The 17,205-nt window shown below is 53.2% G+C and carries 22 protein-coding genes; all 22 read right to left on the bottom strand.

Going from position 1 to position 17,205, the window contains the following annotated elements; all coding sequences use genetic code 11:
• Nucleotides 1-108: 108 nt before the first annotated feature.
• The 22 genes from AC58P5_RS15530 to AC58P5_RS15425 all read right to left on the bottom strand — a co-directional run bounded on the left by AC58P5_RS15530 (nucleotide 109) and on the right by AC58P5_RS15425 (nucleotide 17,169).
• Entirely contained in the window at nucleotides 109-867 is a 759-nt protein-coding gene (locus tag AC58P5_RS15530; RefSeq protein WP_497387968.1) for a YphF family lipoprotein, read from the bottom strand.
• A 42-nt stretch (nucleotides 868-909) separates the two neighbouring features.
• Complete coding sequence (locus AC58P5_RS15525) at nucleotides 910-1,263, bottom strand: 2Fe-2S iron-sulfur cluster-binding protein (RefSeq protein ID WP_497387966.1); 354 nt, start codon at nucleotides 1,261-1,263, stop codon at nucleotides 910-912.
• Between the two features lie 118 nt (nucleotides 1,264-1,381).
• Nucleotides 1,382-2,017, bottom strand: a complete 636-nt coding sequence (locus tag AC58P5_RS15520) for a nucleotidyltransferase family protein (RefSeq protein ID WP_497387964.1) — start codon at nucleotides 2,015-2,017, stop codon at nucleotides 1,382-1,384.
• Between the two features lie 10 nt (nucleotides 2,018-2,027).
• On the bottom strand, nucleotides 2,028-2,321 hold the full coding sequence (locus tag AC58P5_RS15515; protein WP_497387962.1) for a 2Fe-2S iron-sulfur cluster-binding protein: 294 nt from the start codon (nucleotides 2,319-2,321) through the stop codon (nucleotides 2,028-2,030).
• A 153-nt stretch (nucleotides 2,322-2,474) separates the two neighbouring features.
• The gene (locus tag AC58P5_RS15510) at nucleotides 2,475-2,747 is read right to left on the bottom strand and encodes a stage VI sporulation protein F (protein ID WP_497387960.1); all 273 of its coding nucleotides are present in this window, start codon (nucleotides 2,745-2,747) and stop codon (nucleotides 2,475-2,477) included.
• A gap of 88 nt (nucleotides 2,748-2,835) precedes the next feature.
• Nucleotides 2,836-3,876 (bottom strand): NAD(P)H-dependent glycerol-3-phosphate dehydrogenase, encoded by a 1,041-nt coding sequence (locus AC58P5_RS15505; protein ID WP_497387958.1) that lies wholly within the window; start codon nucleotides 3,874-3,876, stop codon nucleotides 2,836-2,838.
• A gap of 35 nt (nucleotides 3,877-3,911) precedes the next feature.
• A complete protein-coding gene (gene plsY, locus AC58P5_RS15500; protein WP_497387956.1) occupies nucleotides 3,912-4,508 on the bottom strand; it encodes a glycerol-3-phosphate 1-O-acyltransferase PlsY in 597 nt (198 codons plus the stop codon).
• 12 nt (nucleotides 4,509-4,520) lie between these two features.
• A complete protein-coding gene (der, locus tag AC58P5_RS15495; RefSeq protein ID WP_497387954.1) occupies nucleotides 4,521-5,843 on the bottom strand; it encodes a ribosome biogenesis GTPase Der in 1,323 nt (440 codons plus the stop codon).
• A 105-nt stretch (nucleotides 5,844-5,948) separates the two neighbouring features.
• The gene (locus AC58P5_RS15490; protein WP_497387952.1) at nucleotides 5,949-6,131 is read right to left on the bottom strand and encodes a capping complex subunit for YIEGIA; all 183 of its coding nucleotides are present in this window, start codon (nucleotides 6,129-6,131) and stop codon (nucleotides 5,949-5,951) included.
• A gap of 3 nt (nucleotides 6,132-6,134) precedes the next feature.
• Nucleotides 6,135-7,043, bottom strand: a complete 909-nt coding sequence (locus tag AC58P5_RS15485) for a YIEGIA family protein (RefSeq protein ID WP_497387950.1) — start codon at nucleotides 7,041-7,043, stop codon at nucleotides 6,135-6,137.
• Nucleotides 7,040-7,666 carry a YphA family membrane protein gene (locus AC58P5_RS15480; RefSeq protein WP_497387948.1) on the bottom strand — a complete coding sequence of 209 codons (627 nt, stop codon included), beginning with the start codon at nucleotides 7,664-7,666 and terminating at the stop codon, nucleotides 7,040-7,042. The genes AC58P5_RS15485 and AC58P5_RS15480 overlap by 4 nt, the downstream gene beginning before the upstream one ends.
• 54 nt (nucleotides 7,667-7,720) lie before the next feature.
• On the bottom strand, nucleotides 7,721-8,776 hold the full coding sequence (fni, locus tag AC58P5_RS15475) for a type 2 isopentenyl-diphosphate Delta-isomerase (protein ID WP_497387946.1): 1,056 nt from the start codon (nucleotides 8,774-8,776) through the stop codon (nucleotides 7,721-7,723).
• 27 nt (nucleotides 8,777-8,803) lie between these two features.
• The gene (rpsA, locus tag AC58P5_RS15470; RefSeq protein WP_497387944.1) at nucleotides 8,804-10,060 is read right to left on the bottom strand and encodes a 30S ribosomal protein S1; all 1,257 of its coding nucleotides are present in this window, start codon (nucleotides 10,058-10,060) and stop codon (nucleotides 8,804-8,806) included.
• A gap of 107 nt (nucleotides 10,061-10,167) precedes the next feature.
• Nucleotides 10,168-10,755: a lysophospholipid acyltransferase family protein gene (locus AC58P5_RS15465; RefSeq protein ID WP_497387942.1), complete on the bottom strand. Its 588-nt coding sequence runs from the start codon at nucleotides 10,753-10,755 to the stop codon at nucleotides 10,168-10,170.
• Complete coding sequence (cmk, locus tag AC58P5_RS15460; protein ID WP_497387940.1) at nucleotides 10,752-11,435, bottom strand: (d)CMP kinase; 684 nt, start codon at nucleotides 11,433-11,435, stop codon at nucleotides 10,752-10,754. Before cmk ends, AC58P5_RS15465 begins: the two co-directional genes overlap by 4 nt.
• Nucleotides 11,436-11,564: 129 nt before the next feature.
• Complete coding sequence (locus tag AC58P5_RS15455; RefSeq protein ID WP_497387938.1) at nucleotides 11,565-11,801, bottom strand: hypothetical protein; 237 nt, start codon at nucleotides 11,799-11,801, stop codon at nucleotides 11,565-11,567.
• A 62-nt stretch (nucleotides 11,802-11,863) separates the two neighbouring features.
• Nucleotides 11,864-12,523: a flagellar brake protein gene (locus AC58P5_RS15450; protein WP_497387937.1), complete on the bottom strand. Its 660-nt coding sequence runs from the start codon at nucleotides 12,521-12,523 to the stop codon at nucleotides 11,864-11,866.
• Between the two features lie 127 nt (nucleotides 12,524-12,650).
• On the bottom strand, nucleotides 12,651-14,036 hold the full coding sequence (gene ypeB / locus AC58P5_RS15445; RefSeq protein ID WP_497387935.1) for a germination protein YpeB: 1,386 nt from the start codon (nucleotides 14,034-14,036) through the stop codon (nucleotides 12,651-12,653).
• Nucleotides 14,037-14,154: 118 nt separating this feature from the next.
• The gene (locus tag AC58P5_RS15440; protein WP_497387933.1) at nucleotides 14,155-14,319 is read right to left on the bottom strand and encodes a hypothetical protein; all 165 of its coding nucleotides are present in this window, start codon (nucleotides 14,317-14,319) and stop codon (nucleotides 14,155-14,157) included.
• A 64-nt stretch (nucleotides 14,320-14,383) separates the two neighbouring features.
• The gene (prsW, locus tag AC58P5_RS15435) at nucleotides 14,384-15,082 is read right to left on the bottom strand and encodes a glutamic-type intramembrane protease PrsW (protein WP_497387931.1); all 699 of its coding nucleotides are present in this window, start codon (nucleotides 15,080-15,082) and stop codon (nucleotides 14,384-14,386) included.
• Between the two features lie 42 nt (nucleotides 15,083-15,124).
• Nucleotides 15,125-16,375, bottom strand: coding sequence for a Glu/Leu/Phe/Val family dehydrogenase (locus tag AC58P5_RS15430; RefSeq protein WP_497387929.1), 1,251 nt, complete (start codon nucleotides 16,373-16,375; stop codon nucleotides 15,125-15,127).
• A 188-nt stretch (nucleotides 16,376-16,563) separates the two neighbouring features.
• Complete coding sequence (locus tag AC58P5_RS15425) at nucleotides 16,564-17,169, bottom strand: genetic competence negative regulator (RefSeq protein ID WP_497387927.1); 606 nt, start codon at nucleotides 17,167-17,169, stop codon at nucleotides 16,564-16,566.
• Nucleotides 17,170-17,205 lie beyond the last annotated feature (36 nt).

Here is a 17,205-nt window from a genome sequence, read left to right as displayed (position 1 = left end):
CCCGAATATGCGGAAGACACGAAAAACCCCTTTTCTCCATGACGAAGAAAAGGGGTTCGGAAGCCCGTAAACATCGGATAAAGCCGCCTTGTTGGCTCTGCTGCAGGACTATTTCAAGACAGGAACAGGCTTGCTTGTCGCGCTGTCCCATTTGTACTCAAACGACATGACAGGTACGAAATAGGAGTCTTCCACCAGCAGGGGAAGAAGGTCCTGACCATCCTTCAGCGCAGCCTGAAGCTGCTTCTCCCTGATCTTTTGAGCCAGATCGGGTGCATAATCAATCGCAACTTTGCCGGAGTCATGAACAAGGAAATTAATCAGGCTCTGACGGTTGTAGACGCTTTTGATTTCGGGCGTCTTCATGCCGATTTTGCCGAAATCGACGTATTTGAAGCCGGGAGCGTAGGTTTCCCCGCCCGGAACGGCACCGTTATTTTTGCTGATATAGTCGTTTACTTTCTTCTGGATGTCGGCCGTGGTGCGGTAGGCCACCAGATCGAAAAGCTTTACTTTCGCCTTCGCGTCGGGTTCGACGAGCACATAAATAAAATCCCCGCCGCTTTCGTAGGCATTGCCCGGCAGGTTGGACAGGTAGCCGCTGTTTTTCAGCTTTTGAAAATCGATGACATACTTTTCGTAAAGCGGCGTATCCATTTCGCTGTTCTTAATGGGGTAAACGCTTTTTTTGGTATGATACTCGTCGATGCTCTGCTGGACTACGGCAATAAACTCACCCGGATTGGTCTGGTTTTCTTTGCGCATTTCTTTGGGATACATGCAGCCGCCAAGCAAAGCCAGCGAAAATAAAGCGGCCATCAGCATCGTCAGGCGCCCTGTAAGAGCGCCCTTTGCGATATTCATCATCGGTTCTCCTTTGGTTTCGTTTCTCCTGATCGCTGAGAGGTTCTAAGGCCAGTCGTCCTCTTCCCGCTGCTTGGCCAGTTGGGCGCGTACGGCGGCTTTCAGCGGGTCTTCGGGGACGGTAACCGTCACATCGCCCGTAATCCGGGCCTGACAGGACAGGCGCAGGCCTTCCTGCAGCTGGCTGCCGAGCTTGAGCCGCTCGTTCTTGTTCGGCTCGGCCAGGCCGCTCTGGTCCCCTGCGTGCACTTTGCACATCAGACAGGCTGCCTGCCCGCTGCACCGGGTACGGATGTGCACATTGGCCCGCCTTGCGGCATCCAGCAGGGTGGTATTCAAGCGGACGGATGCGCTGCGGTTGTCCGGCATAAACGTCACCTTCGGGTTGGTCTGGCTCATTCTCGCCCCTCCCTCTGTCTAAAACATTTGCTTATTTCTAAACTGCGGCTCGTTTCCCCTGCACTGCGGCTCCGGCCATGGAGACGGAGGCCGCCGCTGCGGTAACCGGCGGACGCTTCTATAAACCGGGAATAAGGCGCCTGACGACGGACAAAGCGGGCTCTCCCCAGCTGTTCCTGGAAAGAAGGTCTGTCAGAGCTGCTTCATGCCGCGATGGACAGCTGTTGATCGTCCTTGCGATGGCCTCGTACCGGTCGGGGCGTTCGCGGAGGATGTTAAAGAGGAATTCGTGAGCAAGCGGCATTAATGCCAGTCTCTCACCCTCCAATTGCCGGACTTCCGCGTGTTTATCCCGCAAGTAGGCCGCTTCGACTTTGTACTGCGACCCCGCCGTACAGACTATAAACCCGCCGACGAGCTCCACTTGAATGCCGCCGATGACGTAATGACTGAGCAGCGATTCGTAGATGCCCGTGCAGTCCAGCTTCTGCTCATCGACGGCATAGGGCTCCAGAATGCGGGCCGCCGCCGCAGCCTGATCCGTATCCACGTACAGATCCAAATCCCGCGGCTGCGCCCCGATCTCCACGCCCTGCAGTGCCAGTCCGCAGCTCCCGCCGATCAGCCAGCCGGTGCCGGTGCCGTTAAGAAGACGGGCCGCCTGCCGCATGCCTCGGACTAACGGCTCTTCCAGAGAAAGACTCGGACGCATTTCGAGCGCAATCTGCCGCTCCTTTGATTGTTCGCTTTTCATGCGGGTCCTCCTAGAAGTAAGGCTTGTGAGTAACGGAAACATCGCCGGTTTCCCGGATCACGGCCTGACACCCCAGACGGTAGCCCAGCTCGATTTCTTCGGGTTCCAAACGGTCGAGTTCCGCTTCCGTAGGCGGCGCGAGCCGTTCCCGGCCTTCTTTGACGAAACAGCGGCAGCGCGCACAGGTTCCGCGCTTGCAGGAATGTCCCCATTCGAGTTTATGTTTGAGGGCCAGTTCAAGTACGGTAAGCCCCGTCTCGCTTTCGACCGTCTTGTCCCCTTTTCTCGTACGCAATGTGATCATGAATGTTTCCCCCTTCGGTGTAAACGATGCTGCTTCATTCCTAGGTTGATTATAGCATTTCGGCCGAAACTTTGTGAATCACGAGTAAAAGGACCGCGGGCTGCCTTACGGCCTCCTACGGTCCCCCTCCCTGCGCTTCCGCTGGCGTGATCGCTATTGTTTCATGATGAGATTCATCATCTGCTGCATGTTGCTGCCGTCCAGCTTGCTGCTTTTAACCGCATGGACGATTTCCCTAACGGTTTCTTCCGGTACATTAATCCCGACAAGCTGGGAAACCTGCTTAATCAGCTGCCGCAGTTGTGCTTCATCCTGAACGGTTGACGGTTTCACGCCGCTGGCCAGCTTCTGGATATCTTTCTCGGTTACGCTTTTACCCGTTTTTTTCTTAACGGCATTAAGAATGTCTTTCGGATTTTTAGGCACACTGCCGCCTCCCAACCATATTGTCCGCTATAAGAAACTGGACTTGAATCTATGGTAGTGTATGAAGGCTCGGCAGGAATGGTGTAGGCTAAAGAATCCATTTATCCGTCTGATTGGCGACCTCTTCGATCTCATGCGTACGGCCGCGGCCCATCAGATCTTCAACCGCCGCCCGGGGAGTTTTGCCTTCGAACAGAACGTGATGAAGCTCGTTCGTAATCGGCATGGTCACGCCGTATTCCTGTGCAAGCGCATAAGCGGACTTCGTCGTCTTAACGCCCTCGACGACCATGCCCATCTTGTCGAGAACCTGGTCCAGCGGTTCACCCTGCCCGAGGAGATAGCCCGCCTTCCAGTTGCGGCTGTGCGTACTGGTACAGGTGACCACGAGGTCGCCGATTCCCGCAAGACCCGCGAAGGTCATGGGGTTGGCGCCCATCTCCGCCCCGAGGCGTGCGATTTCGGCGAGCCCCCGGGTTAAAAGAGCCGCCTTGGCGTTGTCACCGAACTGAAGACCGTCGGAGAGACCCGCGCCGAGGGCGATGATATTTTTGAGTGCTCCGCCTACTTCAACTCCGGTTACGTCCGGGTTCGTGTAGACGCGGAAATACGAATTGATGAACAGATCCTGCGCCGCTTCGGCCGCTTCGATCGTCGGAGATGCCACAACGACAGTCGTCGGGCATTCCCGGATCACTTCCTCCGCATGGCTCGGTCCCGACAGAACGACGATACGTCCCGGATCGCACTGCGGAAGCTCCTCGGCCAGCACGGTTGTCATCCTTTTCAGCGTAAGCGATTCGAAGCCTTTAGTCGCATGAATCACGAGCGTTTCCGGGCTTAAGAATTCTCTCACTTGGGCCGCCACCTCGCGCATTCCTGCCGAAGGTGCCACAAATACGACGGCGTCCTTATTTTCAACCGCTTCGCGAATCGATGTAGTGGCACGGATGCGTGGGGACAGCGCGATGTCCTGCAAATAACGGCTGTTGGTATGTAAGGTATTGATCTCTTCCGCCTGTCCGGCGTTTCTCGTCCAAATCGTTACGTCCAGGTCGTTAGCGGCCAGTACGGAGGCAAGAGCCGTTCCCCAGCTTCCCGCTACCAGTACGGATACGTGTTTAGTCATGGCTGTCTCCCTTCTAAGCCGATTCATCGAGCAAGCTAAGCCTTTTTGGAGCCGATCTTATTTTCTCGGCCTTGAACCAGTTTACTGATATTTGTACGGTGCCGCCAAAAAGTAAACACTCCGATTACGATGACGCCCCACAAGATCTCGACCGGTCTTCCCATGCCCCAGACGAAAAAAGGTAAAAGTGCGGTAAACAGCAGGGAGCCCAGTGAGACGTAACGGGTCAGAAAAATGGATGCAATGGCGATAATGCCCGCGAAGAGCGCGGGAAGAAAGCACAGGGTAGCCGTTACACCGATGGCAGTAGCTACGCCTTTACCGCCCCGGAAACCGAAAAATACCGGCCAGTTATGACCGATAATTACGGCGAGCCCGCAAGCGACATGGACCCAGATCAGATCCGGAGCCATCCACTTGCCGATCCAGACAGCCAGAATCGCTTTCACGACATCCAGCGCAAGCACCAGGATAGCCGGTCCTTTGCCAAGCACGCGGAGCGTGTTGGTGGCTCCGGCATTTCCGCTTCCGTGCGCACGGATATCAATCCCCTTGACCAATTTCCCAATTATAAAGCTGAAGCTGAGCGAACCCAGCAAATAAGCTGCCACTACGGGAATGATGTAGATCAAACGAACTCTCCCCTATTCGTCGTCGGATTTTCTTCGCGTGAACAAACGGATCGGGGTTCCCTCAAAACCGAAAGCTCCGCGAATTTTGTTTTCAAGATAGCGCTCATATGAGAAGTGCATCATATCCGGCTCATTCACAAAGAAAACAAAGGTCGGCGGCTTAACGGAAACTTGCGTGGCATAGTTAATACGCATACGCTTGCCCTTGTCGGTCGGAGGAGGGTTAAACATGACCGCATCGGAGACCACGTCGTTGAGCACGTGAGTCTGAACGCGCAGCGTATGCTGTTCCGCCACTTGGTTGACCATGGGCAGGAGCTTCCGGACACGCTGGGTCGTGCGGGCGGACACATACAGAACCGGCGCGTACGTCATAAACAGGAAGTGATCGCGGATTTTCTGCGTGAACTGGTGCATGGTTTTGTCATCCTTCTCCACTACGTCCCATTTGTTGACGACGAATATGGCCGCTTTGCCCGCTTCGTGCGCGTAGCCGGCGATATGCTTGTCCTGCTCGATAATTCCTTCTTCGCCGTTGATGACCACAAGCACGACGTCGGCGCGCTCAATGGCTTTCATGGCGCGCATAACGCTGTATTTCTCCGTATTCTCATATACTTTACCGCGTTTGCGCATGCCTGCCGTATCGATAATCACATATTTCTGTTCATCAAGCTCGAAAGGCGTATCGATCGCATCCCGGGTCGTACCGGCCTGTTCGCTTACAATGACCCGGTCTTCTCCAAGGATGGCGTTTACAAGCGATGACTTGCCGACATTCGGTCGTCCGATCAGCGCGACCTTGATGACTTCCTCGCCGTATTCTTCGTCCGCAGAGTCCGGGAAATGGGCGGACGCCGCTTCCAGCATATCGCCGATTCCGATGCCGTGCGCGCCGGAAATCCCGATCGGGTCCCCGAAGCCGAGGCTGTAAAATTCATAAATCTCATCCTGCCGCTGAATGTTATCCACCTTGTTAACGGCCAGGACAACCGGCTTGCGGGACCGGAAAAGAAGCTGGGCAACCTCCTGGTCCGCTGAGGTAACGCCCGCCTTGGCGTCTACCATGAAAATAATAACGTCCGCTTCTTCAATCGCGAGCTCGGCCTGGACACGGACGGACTTCATGATCTGGTCTTCGCCTTCGACTTCGATACCGCCGGTATCGATGACGCTGAACTCACGGTCCTGCCATTCGCCGATCCCGTACAATCTGTCTCGGGTCACGCCCGGTTTATCTTCAACGATGGCCAGCCGATCGCCGATTATCCGGTTAAATATCGTCGATTTACCGACGTTCGGACGCCCCACAATCGCTAGAATGGGTCTTGCCATTCGGTTCACTCCTTACTGATGGTCACTCAAATTGTCGTTATTGGAAATTTCACATTCTTCATCATAGCAAAAAAGCGCTGGATTGGCTAATGTTTTCAGTGAACGTTATCCCTTGTGGTCGACAAGGATGAAGGTTCCCGGTTTCAAAACGTGAGCATTGACATCCAGAATTTTCTCTAGATTAAAAGCAAGCTGCTGGAGTTCCGTTTCGTCTTTCGCATAAAAAATGGGAGCTCCGCCATCGACTTTCACGCCTTCCACAACCGCAACAGCTTTGATCGTTGCCACTTTTTACGCCTCCTTGTTAGGCCCCGCCGCAGACTCCGTCGGCATGCGGATGGCGCTTTCCAGTACGGGTACCCGTATGAGCGCTGCCGCCGCCTTCTGTACGTCCTTCACTTGGGGAAGGACGAAGATACCGAGTGTCCCCGAGTCCAGATGAAGCTTGGCCATCGGCATCAGGGCCGGTTCTCCGCTGTCCCTGTACACGCCGAGGACGGTGGAGATGTCGTGCAGGATAGCCTGGCGCTGGCCCAGATTCGCCAGTGTGACTCGGGCGTCGGGATTTTTCGGAACGGCCAGCAGGCCTACCCCCTGCCTACCGATCAGTTCCCGGTCGCTCTCCAGTCCGACGTTCATGATGTAAATATCGCCTACATACAGATTCGGGCCGTCCAGTCGGACTTCGCTGATCTGAATATCCGCGATGTGGGTCATATTTTTTCCCGTCTTGAAATAAATCGATATTCCGACGGCAACCAGCCCCGCTACCGCTCCCCAATACCAGGCAAAAACCAGGGTGAACAGCGAAGCCATCATCGAGGTAAAAATAACCAGGTAGTTGCGTCCTTCGAAAACCATGGCAATGCCTTCAATGTAGGATACGCCCCGCGGGACAAGCTCCATCTGATCCACCTGCATCAGGCTTTGGCGCTCCATATTCCGCACATCGCGGAACTGCTGGGCCGCAACGGTCAAAAATGTGACAGCCGTGTAATTTTTTTCCAGTAACGCAGGTACCGCCACCGCACCTAGACCGGCTGCAATCACTCCCAGCGAAACATGAATGATTTTGCCGTGAGGATAAGTCGGATATTGGCGATAATCCGTTCTTAATAAGTATAGCCGGGACGCGATACCGAAAAACAATCCGACAAAAACAGCGACCGTTTCTTTTTGCGACAGCATTTGCGCTATCATTTCTTCCAACCTCGCTTTCGCTGGATCCATTGCCGGGCGGTTGTCCTGCATCCCGAATAAACCGATTCAAGTAAGACGGTCAGCAACCGCGCCGTAAAAAAGGAGAGCCACCATTTGTCAAGAAACGAGGGTGTACCGAGATGAACCGGCATCGTGCCGCCATGCATACAGGCAAAAGAAAGGTCTCCCGCAATCATGGCCACCGTCAGAGAGACATACTGCTCGGCTGCTCCCCGGTGCATGCCCATTACCAATACCGCAAGGATAATGGCGATATCCCATTCGGGTTTCAGCACAATCATGACGGGATCCACGCTGTACAGCTCCAGCATCAACAAATGAACGGCCCCGAGAAGCAGACCGGTTGCGAACAGATGTCCGCCTTCCCACAGGCTCTTTTTGCGGATACCGACGAGAAGAGCCGCACAGATGGCGACCGGCACGGTGCCGTTGATAAGAGCGCCTCCCGCGGAGAAGGTCGTCAGGGCGGCAGGCAGCGCGAACATAAAAAAAAGAAGTATGCCACGTCCGGATATACTTCTCATAAAAATTTCCCGCCATCCGCTGAGCAGAAATATGACAGAGATGGCGAGGAGTACGGAAGCAAGATAACCTGGATTCATAGTTTGTCACCCTAGCTTGTTTCTTTACTCCTAGTATGACAAAACATCCCGTTTTTACTCCGCTTCCGTTCTGCAGGCATATTCAGTTAAATCGATCCGCCGAGCCCGGCACCATTCCGCGGTCGTTCCCGCGATGATCACAGGACGTGTCCACAACTGCTCGATGCGTACCGTTCCAAGAGCGGTCATCATCAGAATGATGCCATGATGCAGCTCGTCGATGTGATCGATTAAAGCTTGCGTACCTTCGCTTCGCAAAACTTGAAGCAGGGCTCCCGCCATGCCGGCCGCCGAAGCGCCAAGGGCAAGCACCTTGACGATGTCTTCGCTGGTGCGGATGCCTCCAGTCGCCATGACGCGGCCGCGTTCATAGACTTGCAGCGCTTCGATCAGGGTCACGCTTGTTTTCATGCCCCAGTCGTTCAGCCAATCGAGAGGCACTTTTCTCCGCGCATTCTCGATAGCGGCGAAATTGGTGCCGCCGGAGCCGCCGACATCCAGAATTTGTACGCCTGCGGATTTGAGCATTCTCGCGTTTTCAAGCGGAATGCCGAAACCGACTTCTTTGACGATCACAGGCACTCCCGTGCCTGTCACAATACGGCTTACGCGCTCCAGCATACCGTGGAAGCTGCGGTCGCCTTCGGGCATGATAAGCTCCTGCATGACATTCAAATGGATTTGAAGCGCATCTGCTCGAAGCATATGCACGGCGCGTGCCGCCTGCTCCACAGTCGCTTCACTCCCCAAATTCGCAAAGACGAGCCCGTCCGGATTCATTTGACGGACAATCCGGTAGCTCGACTCCTGCGAGGGATCCCGCAAAGCGGACATTTGGGAGCCGACGGCCATCGCCAGTCCGCGTTCCCGGGCCGCTACTGCAAGCTCACGGTTTATTTCTTCGGTTTCGCGTGCTCCGCCGGTCATCGCATTTACGACAATCGGCGAACTCAAATTGAGTTCGCCGATTGTCGTAAAGAGAGCGACTGACTCGGTGGAAGCGTTTGGCAGGCAGTTAGGCACCAGCTTGACATCCGTCAGCCCCTGGTTGCCGGACTGCCCAGTCTGGAGCGCAAACTGCACGTGATCCATTTTGCGCGATGAGCGCATCCCGCTTCCTCCTGTTCAAGTCATCCATTATTTTTTGAATTTGGAAAGCTTGTCGCCGAAGCGCTCGCCGAGCGTCATGGACAGGCCTTGATTGCTCAGGGAAACATTCTCGTTGCCAGCCAGTTCTTTCTGGTGGTTGGAGGATCTTTCCGGTCTGGAAGAATAGTTGGAAGGCGCGGAAGATGCGGATTGAGCCGGAGCTTCTTCCGTTTCCTTGATGCTGAGGCTCACGCGCTTCTCAGCCGCGTTTACGTCTAGGACTTTCACCTTAACTTCTTGGCCTTCTTTCAGAACTTCCTGTGGAGTCGCGATGTGACGGTGAGCGATCTGGGAAATATGAACCAGACCTTCAACGCCCGGAGCGATTTCAACAAACGCGCCGAAACCTGCAAGACGTTTTACCGTACCGGTAATGATTTCGCCGGTTGTGAAAGTTTTTTCGGCCTTTTCCCAAGGACCTTCTTGAGTCGCTTTCAGGCTCAGGCTCACTTTATCTTTCTCCGGATCTACTTTCAGGACCTGCACGCTTACTTTATCGCCTTCTTTGACGATTTCGGAAGGGTGCTCAACGTGGTGCCAAGCCATTTCGGAGATGTGCACCAGACCGTCGATGCCGCCGATATCCACGAACGCACCGAATTGAGTCAGGCGCTGTACGGTACCTTCGTATACTTTGCCCACTTCGATATTGCTGATGATGTCTTTCTTCTGAGCTTCGTATTCTTCATCCAGAACGTCTTTCTGGGAAAGGATCACTTTGTTCTTCTCGCGGTCGATTTCTTTCACTCTCAGGCGCAGCGTACGGCCTTTGTAGTCGGAGAAATCTTCGACAAAGCTGCGTTCTACCATGGATGCCGGCACGAAGCCGCGCACGCCTACGTCAACAACGAGACCGCCTTTAACCACTTCAGCCACGACAGCTTCGATGATGACTTTCTCGTCCAGTTTTTGCTGCAGGGTTTCCCATGCTTTTTCACTGTCAACAGAGCGCTTGGAAAGAACCAGCTTTTCTTTGTTGTCGTCAATCGTTACGATTTTAAGCTCAATCTCCTGACCCTCTTGAACCGCTTGATCCGCGTTCTCGATTTGGACGGAAGACAGCTCGCGAAGCGGAATCGTGCCGTCGTACTTGTAACCGATATCTACGATTGCTTGATCCTGCTCGACTTTGATGATTTTGCCTTTGACGATGTCGCCTTTCTTAACAGCTGCGACTTGGCTCATCGCTTCTTGAGCTTCTTGGCTTTCGTTCGTTTGATTTTCGTTTTTGATTTCTTCTGACATGGGATACCCTCCTCGAAAATAAACACACCGACGGTTAATTTTGTATAGGCATCTGCACAGCGCGGATTGCGCGGCAGGATTTCCTTACAACCGGGTTCGTTTTTTAGTTAAGCGACTTCTTTCCGGTGCTCCCGGATCAAAGTCTGAATAGCTTGCATGATATACTCGGTCACCTGCTCCAGATCGGCCGATCCGGCTTCGCTGAATGCGGACAAGTCAAGCGGTTTCCCGTAAACGACCGTCATTCTGCCGAACAGCTTGTAATCTCCGATGATTGCGGCGGGTACTACGGCCGCGCCGGATCTCAGGGCAAACATCGCTGCGCCCTTCTTTCCCACACCGGGATTTTTGCGGCTTCCTTCCGGAAAGATGCCAAGTACATTTCCATTCCGAAGCAAGGTAAGCGTTCCCTTGATCGTTTCCTTGCTGACACCTCCGCGTTTAACCGGGAAAGCGCCAATTTTATTAATTATTAGACCAAAAACCGGAATTTGAAACAGCTCCGCCTTCGCCATGAAATGAACTTTGCGATGGAGGCGGATGCCGACAAGCGGAGGATCCAAGTTGCTGATATGATTGGAACAGAGCAGCACGCCGCCGTGCTCGGGGATGTTATCCTTGCCGATCACGCGAATCCGGAACAACAGGGAATACACCACATTGCAGACTCCCCGTGCGAAATGATAAAAGCTCATGTTCTTTCACCGCCTGTTCTCAACCGGCACATCTCCAGGATGCTCTCCACTACTTCGGGAATGGTCAGATCTGTACTGTCCAGCATTACAGCGTCGGCCGCTTGTACAAGGGGAGATACTTCCCTGCCTTCATCCAGCATATCGCGGCGGGCAATGTCCTTTTCCATCTCTTCGAGAGTCGTCGCCATTGCCGTGCCCTGAACTTCTTGAAACCTTCTTTCGGCGCGCTTGCGCACGCTCGCGGTTAGGAACACCTTCACTTCCGCATCAGGAAGCACATGCGTGCCGATATCCCGGCCGTCCATCACGATGCCTTTGGAAGCGGCCATCTGCTTCTGCTTGTCTACCAGAAGCTTCCTCACTTCCGCGATGGCGGCGATTTGTGAAACCTGGTCCGTGACGAGTTTGGTACGGATATCGGAAGATACATCCCGGCCGTCTACAAATACCAGCTGGCCGTCCGGCCCCGGTATGAGTTCGATCTTCATGCCGGCAGCCGTTCTTGCCACAGCCTCCGGGTCCAGAGGATTAACCCCGTCCTGCAGCACCTTCCAGGTGACCGCCCGATACATCGCTCCCGTGTCCACATAGACAAAACCAAGCTCGCCGGCGACCTTGCGGGCTATGGTGCTTTTCCCTGCACCGGCTGGCCCATCTATCGCGATATTAAATTTAGTCAAAACAAAGGCTCCTCCTAACAAAACCTTACGAACAAAAAAGCAGGCGCAGCCTGCTAACGCTGTAAATTATACCATAGCCGGAAGACAGATGCAAAAGTCTGGGGCCTTCCTGAATTTGCCGGAAAGCGATTATTCCTCCGCATGCCGGACGTACGGCACTCCCTCCAGAGGATCCACCCGGGTGATTTCTTTTCGCACAGCCGGAAATTGAAGAAGGAGCTGGCTGATCAGCAAACCGGCCAACAGTACATATAAACTTCTTAAGAGCATTTTCTCGACCCGCTCGGAAAATTCAATGAACAGCCGTTCGTAACGTTCATAAGTTAATGGGCGTTGCTGCCCGGACCTCCGGATATTCACTGGCATCCTCCCGCATAAGAGCCTTGTTTGGAATGCAGTGTTTCCCGAACGGGCCGATTTTATGTAAGTTATTTTTTGCGGAAATCGAATTGTTTCTCAAAGCAGTACTGAATCAGCTTCTGACGGTCTCGGTCCGTAATTTCGCTGAACTGCAGCATGACGATTTTGCGTCCCGTTTCCAGCGTTTTAACACGTACGACTTCCGCTTTGAAAGGCAGATGCTCCAAGGTCCCGTTCTTGTAGGTCACAAGAAGCCAGCAGTTCACCTGAGTGACGTTCTCCGGAAATTCGCTGCCTGAGCAGGTGAAGGAAACCCCGCCTCCTCCGACGTCCTCCGTCAAGGCTACGATAGGAACCGCATCGCCCGCCTGCACGGAAATTTCCAGCTCCGCCGGAATACGCAGAAAGCTTCTGCGCTGAACTTTCGTAATCGAGGCCGGATCGGGCATGGCCAATGCGACCAGCCGGATTCCGTCTTCCTTGAAGCCGATGACCGAGGTCTGGAAATAATTTTTCACGCCACCGTCCGTAACAAAAAAGGCGCTTACTTCATCCCCCGTGTATAGCCGTTTCAAACGGCCCGTCCGCTCGTTAAGGGGAGTTTCGATCCACAGACGGTCCGGGAGCACGTCCGAAATTCTCGCTTTGTATTCTTGTCTGGCTTCTTCCTCGTCAATCGTATTGACGTGAAGATGCAGCAACTGGTTGATTTTCATAAGCTGAGCCACGGTAACCTCATCCTTTTTCGGCTGAATCCTGCATGTTTCTACTTGATTATAGCATGCCTCCACCATTTAGGAAGACACAAAAAAGCGGCCCCGGGTTCACCGAAGCCGCTTATTCGAACGGATCCCGTCAAGTGCCCTGCTTGACAGGCTGCTGCTTGGCCTGCTCGGCGTCTTCCTTGCGGATCGTTTCCACTTTTTCTTCCGTACCGTCTTCGCCGTTGACATAAATCCGGTACGTTTGACCGTTCAGACTGCCGATAAATTCGTGGCAAAGTACTTCCTGATTGAGATCGTTGACGATAAGCGCCTTGGTGTGACGGGTCACTTTCAGCTGTGAGCTCAGGTGGCTTCTTGCCTCTTCTTTCGAAAGCTTCGGCTCCTGGTCGATATTTTTGTGATTGCGGTTGGCAAACACGAAATCGGTGGCCTGCAGACCGAGGATTTGGCCGTCATCCAGAGCGACGTTTACGACGAGCTTCTCCGGATAAATGACGGTATCTTTTTCCTGCTTGGCGAACGTCATATTGCAGATGTTCTGGTGACGGTCGAAGCTGACCGCCGTCATATTTTTATAGCCGTGCCGCTCAAGAAACTGAGCCGCCGCTTCACGCGTATGCTCGACCTGAAGGTTGGTTGACTTCACTTCGCGGGGATTCATGAAGTAGATCAGCTGCCCGCCTTTTTTCGTGAAGTCCATCGTAATGTCGGCCCCCTTGTTACCGGGAAGGGAACACGTATACGATTCGTACTCGACCCCGCCGCTGCCGTTTTTGACCACGTTAAAGATGGCCGGATTGTTTATCCCCAGGAAAGCGGCCGCTCTCTTACGGACTTCTTGTTCATCAATCTCGGGACCCGTCAGCATTTGGGCCGTGTATTTCGACTGCGTAGACATGGTGAAAGGGCCTTCTTTCAGATCGTTGTATGCCCCGACTTTTTTGTCCACCGTCTTGAAGCCGTCGATAATCGTATTGTCGTTCGGTTCCTTGTTGGCCCCAAGCGCCAGATCCACGTCCATCCAACGCAGGTTGTTGGCGATAACCTTCTCCTGGACTCCGCGCAAATCCCCCGTAATGTCTTTGGAATGCTGGTACAGGGTGCTCAGCGTTTTTAATTCGCCGTCAGACAGAGGCTTTTTCGTCAAATCCCTCGTTGAGGTCTGGTAGCTGAATTTCGCCACGTTGGACAGGAACTCTTCCGTTTTGTTAAAAGGAAGCAGGCCCAGCGGCAGCTGGTTCACTTCGTTTTGCGCCTGGCTGGTCAGCCTCCAGACATTCACCAGACCTTTACGATAGGTGTCATTAGAGGTGGAATTGATCGCCAACGTGTTGCCCAGCTCCGTATGTAGCTTCTCGATATGATAGGACAAATCATGAAAAGCACGCTGATACTGGTTTTCCGCCTTAATGGAGACCGCATTTTTCTGTTTTTGCTGAGAATAACCCCAAACCCCCGTACCGACCAATGCCGCAGCGCAGACTGGAAATAAAACCATACTCATTTTTCTGTACATGCTTGTAAACTCCTTTCTTAGGCGATATTGCCGTTATTGTCTGCCTTCGAAACGAAGTTTATACAGCAAAAAAAGCCTGCACGCCATGCGCAGACTTTCTTGCTCTTCTTACTTAAATTCAGTTGGAGTACTCTTCCGTTTCTACCTCTAAATCGTGCTCGTTGTCACAGATGCAGCGTTTGAAGCCGGTCTCGATTTTGCCTTTGTCGCGGCGTCCCTTCAGGATAAATCGTTCTCCGCACTGTCTGCAACGGATCGTAACTTTCACCCGGTTCACGGTCATGTGTTCACCTTCCGCGCCTTCGGTTGCGCAACAAATAAGTGTTTCACAACCAGTATAGTCACGATTATCCGATTTTAAACTCCTCTTCCCCGCGGATAATGCGGAGCGGAGAACGGTCGTTGGCACGGTCCACCTTCCAGAGCGTACGTATCCAGAGAAGCGTCATAAACGGCAGCATAAACCAGATCCAGTTATTCGCCGCCACCAGCAAGATGTAGTCGAACGCCCCGTGCCATAAAATAGGCAGGAACAGAGAGGCGAGCAAATACTTGCGTTCCTGGGAACGCATAAACTTGGCTTTGCCGAGGTAATACCCCATCATAACACCGAAAAGCGCATGTCCCGAAACGGGAAGAAGGGCGCGCATAAGCAGCGATGACATGCTGATACCATTGGCGAACGCATAGAGGATATTCTCCAGTGTTGCGAATCCAAGGCTGACGGCCACGGCGTAAACGATCCCGTCGTACGGTTCGTCGAACGAATCGTGGCGGTATATCAAATGGTACACCACGAACCATTTCAGGAACTCTTCCAAGCCGCCGGAGATGAAGAAAGCGAAGGTAAAATGGTTATCTCCGCCAATCTCCTGCATAAACGAATTCTGAAGCACCATGGCAGGAATTACGAGTAAAACCCCGCATAAAAACAGCTTGCCGACCAGATGAATCGGCTCCGTTTCATAACGGTCCTTCAAATAAAAATAAGCAAGAAGGGAGATTCCGGGAGCGACCGCCGCCATTAGAACGGAAAACACGTTCATCCCATTTCCCCCTTTCTGATCCGGTGAACGATTCCGTTCTTCTTATACCCAACCACGGAAACGGGCGGCTTCCGCCATTTTGCGAACGCCGGTCATATAGGCCGCCAGACGCATATCGATTCCGCGTGTTTTATGAATAGTATAGACATTTTCGAAGCCTTTTTCCATCACTTCTTGAAGTTTGGAATGAACTTCTTCTTCTCCCCAGTAATATCCTTGGTTATTTTGTACCCACTCGAAATAGGACACAACAACACCGCCGGCGCTTGCCAGGACGTCCGGAACGAGGAGCACACCGCGCTCCGTCAAAATTTTGGTCGCTTCAAGCGTAGTCGGTCCGTTCGCCGCTTCGACCACGATGCCCGCTTTAATGCGGTGGGCATTCTCACGCGTGATCTGGTTCTCGATCGCGGCCGGCACCAGAATGTCGCAGTCCTGCTCCAAAATTTCCGTGCTAGGCATTACATTCGGGAACAAGTTCGTCACGGTTCCGAAGGAATCGCGGCGGTCGAGCAAATACTCGATGTCAAGGCCGTCCGGATTGTACAAAGCCCCGTTCACATCGGCTATCCCGACCACTTTCGCCCCGGCTTCATGCATAAACTTGGACAAGTAGCTCCCCGCGTTACCGAATCCCTGCACGATGACACGTGCGCCTTGAAGCGGAATACCGCGCTTCTCCAGCGCTTTATTGATCATGATCGTGACGCCTTTTGCAGTCGCCGTTTCGCGGCCGTGGGAACCCCCCAGCACAATCGGTTTGCCCGTGATGAATCCCGGAGAATCGAACTCGCGGATGCGGCTGTACTCGTCCAGCATCCAGGCCATGATCTGGGAGTTCGTCATCACGTCCGGTGCCGGAATGTCCTTGTTCGGACCTACCAGCTGGCTGATCGCCCTTACGTACCCGCGGCTCAGTACTTCCAGCTCGCGGAAAGACATGCTCCGCGGATCGCAGATAATGCCGCCCTTGCCTCCGCCGTAAGGAAGATCCACGATACCGCATTTGAGACTCATCCAGATGGAGAGGGCCTTCACTTCGTCTTCGGTGACGCCGGGATGAAAGCGGACTCCGCCTTTCGTAGGACCGACCGCATCGTTATGCTGGGCACGGTAGCCCGTGAACACCTTGACTTTGCCGTCGTCCATCCGGATCGGAATACGAACCGTCAGCACACGGAGCGGCTCTTTGAGAAGCTCGTACATTTCGTCGGAATATCCAAGTTTTTTCAGGGCTTCTTCAATAATTGTTTGAGTTGATTCCAGCACGTTCAAGTTTTCGGTGTTAGCCATGTTGACCACCTCGTTTATGTATTATAACGCAATGAAAATAAAGCACCCTGCAAAAACAGTTGTTTTTGGAGAATGCTTTATGAAGCAGGTGCCGCCTATATCTTGTCCGGCATGCAACCACCCGAAGCCGTGCACATTGGGGCAAGGTCGGGAATGGTCCACGCCGGTAGTTGGAGTGTCAGGCATAATCATGCGAAATGCCGGCATAATTCTTGGACCGCGTTAGCTTCAATAACAGCTTTTCCATACTCTTCGAGCACGGCCTTCGTCACGTTGGTCGCATCTCCGTACTCGGATAGGACGGCGATGAGCGTCTGGAACTTGCCTTCCGGCAGTTCAGTCGGTTCGAGCTGAAGGATCCATTTGTTTTTATACGTATAAAGCGCTCCACCATCCGTTAGCATAGGATTGACGACTTTAGAAGCACGCAGCAAATCTTCGAAATCGCGGAAAGTGTAAGAAACAATGTCGCTTTGTTCAAGCGTCACTTCCATTTCGTACACTTCTTCGTCATCATGGTCATCCAGCAAATCCGCTTGTAAGGACAAGTCCATGCTGCCCCTGGTCACAATAACGACCATTCCCTGGGCAGGGAGCGCAAAAACTTCTACAGCTAAAGGTCCTGCAGGTTCGAAACCCAATTCGGAATAGGCCTGATCCATCATGTCGCTGAAAAGATCGTGAACTTTGGGGATTTCCCTCCACATGTCATCTTTCTGGATGCCCCGTTCCGTCAAATCATCGAATGTAAGGAAAATCCGTATTTTGTCCGGGCTTAAACGTTCGATTTTCATGACAGGATCCTCCTTTCCATGACACCTCTGTTTGAA

The organism is Paenibacillus sp. JT31N7 (assembly GCF_059692095.1).
Note: the sequence above shows the minus strand (reverse complement) of the source record. Positions and strands in the feature narration are given on the sequence as shown.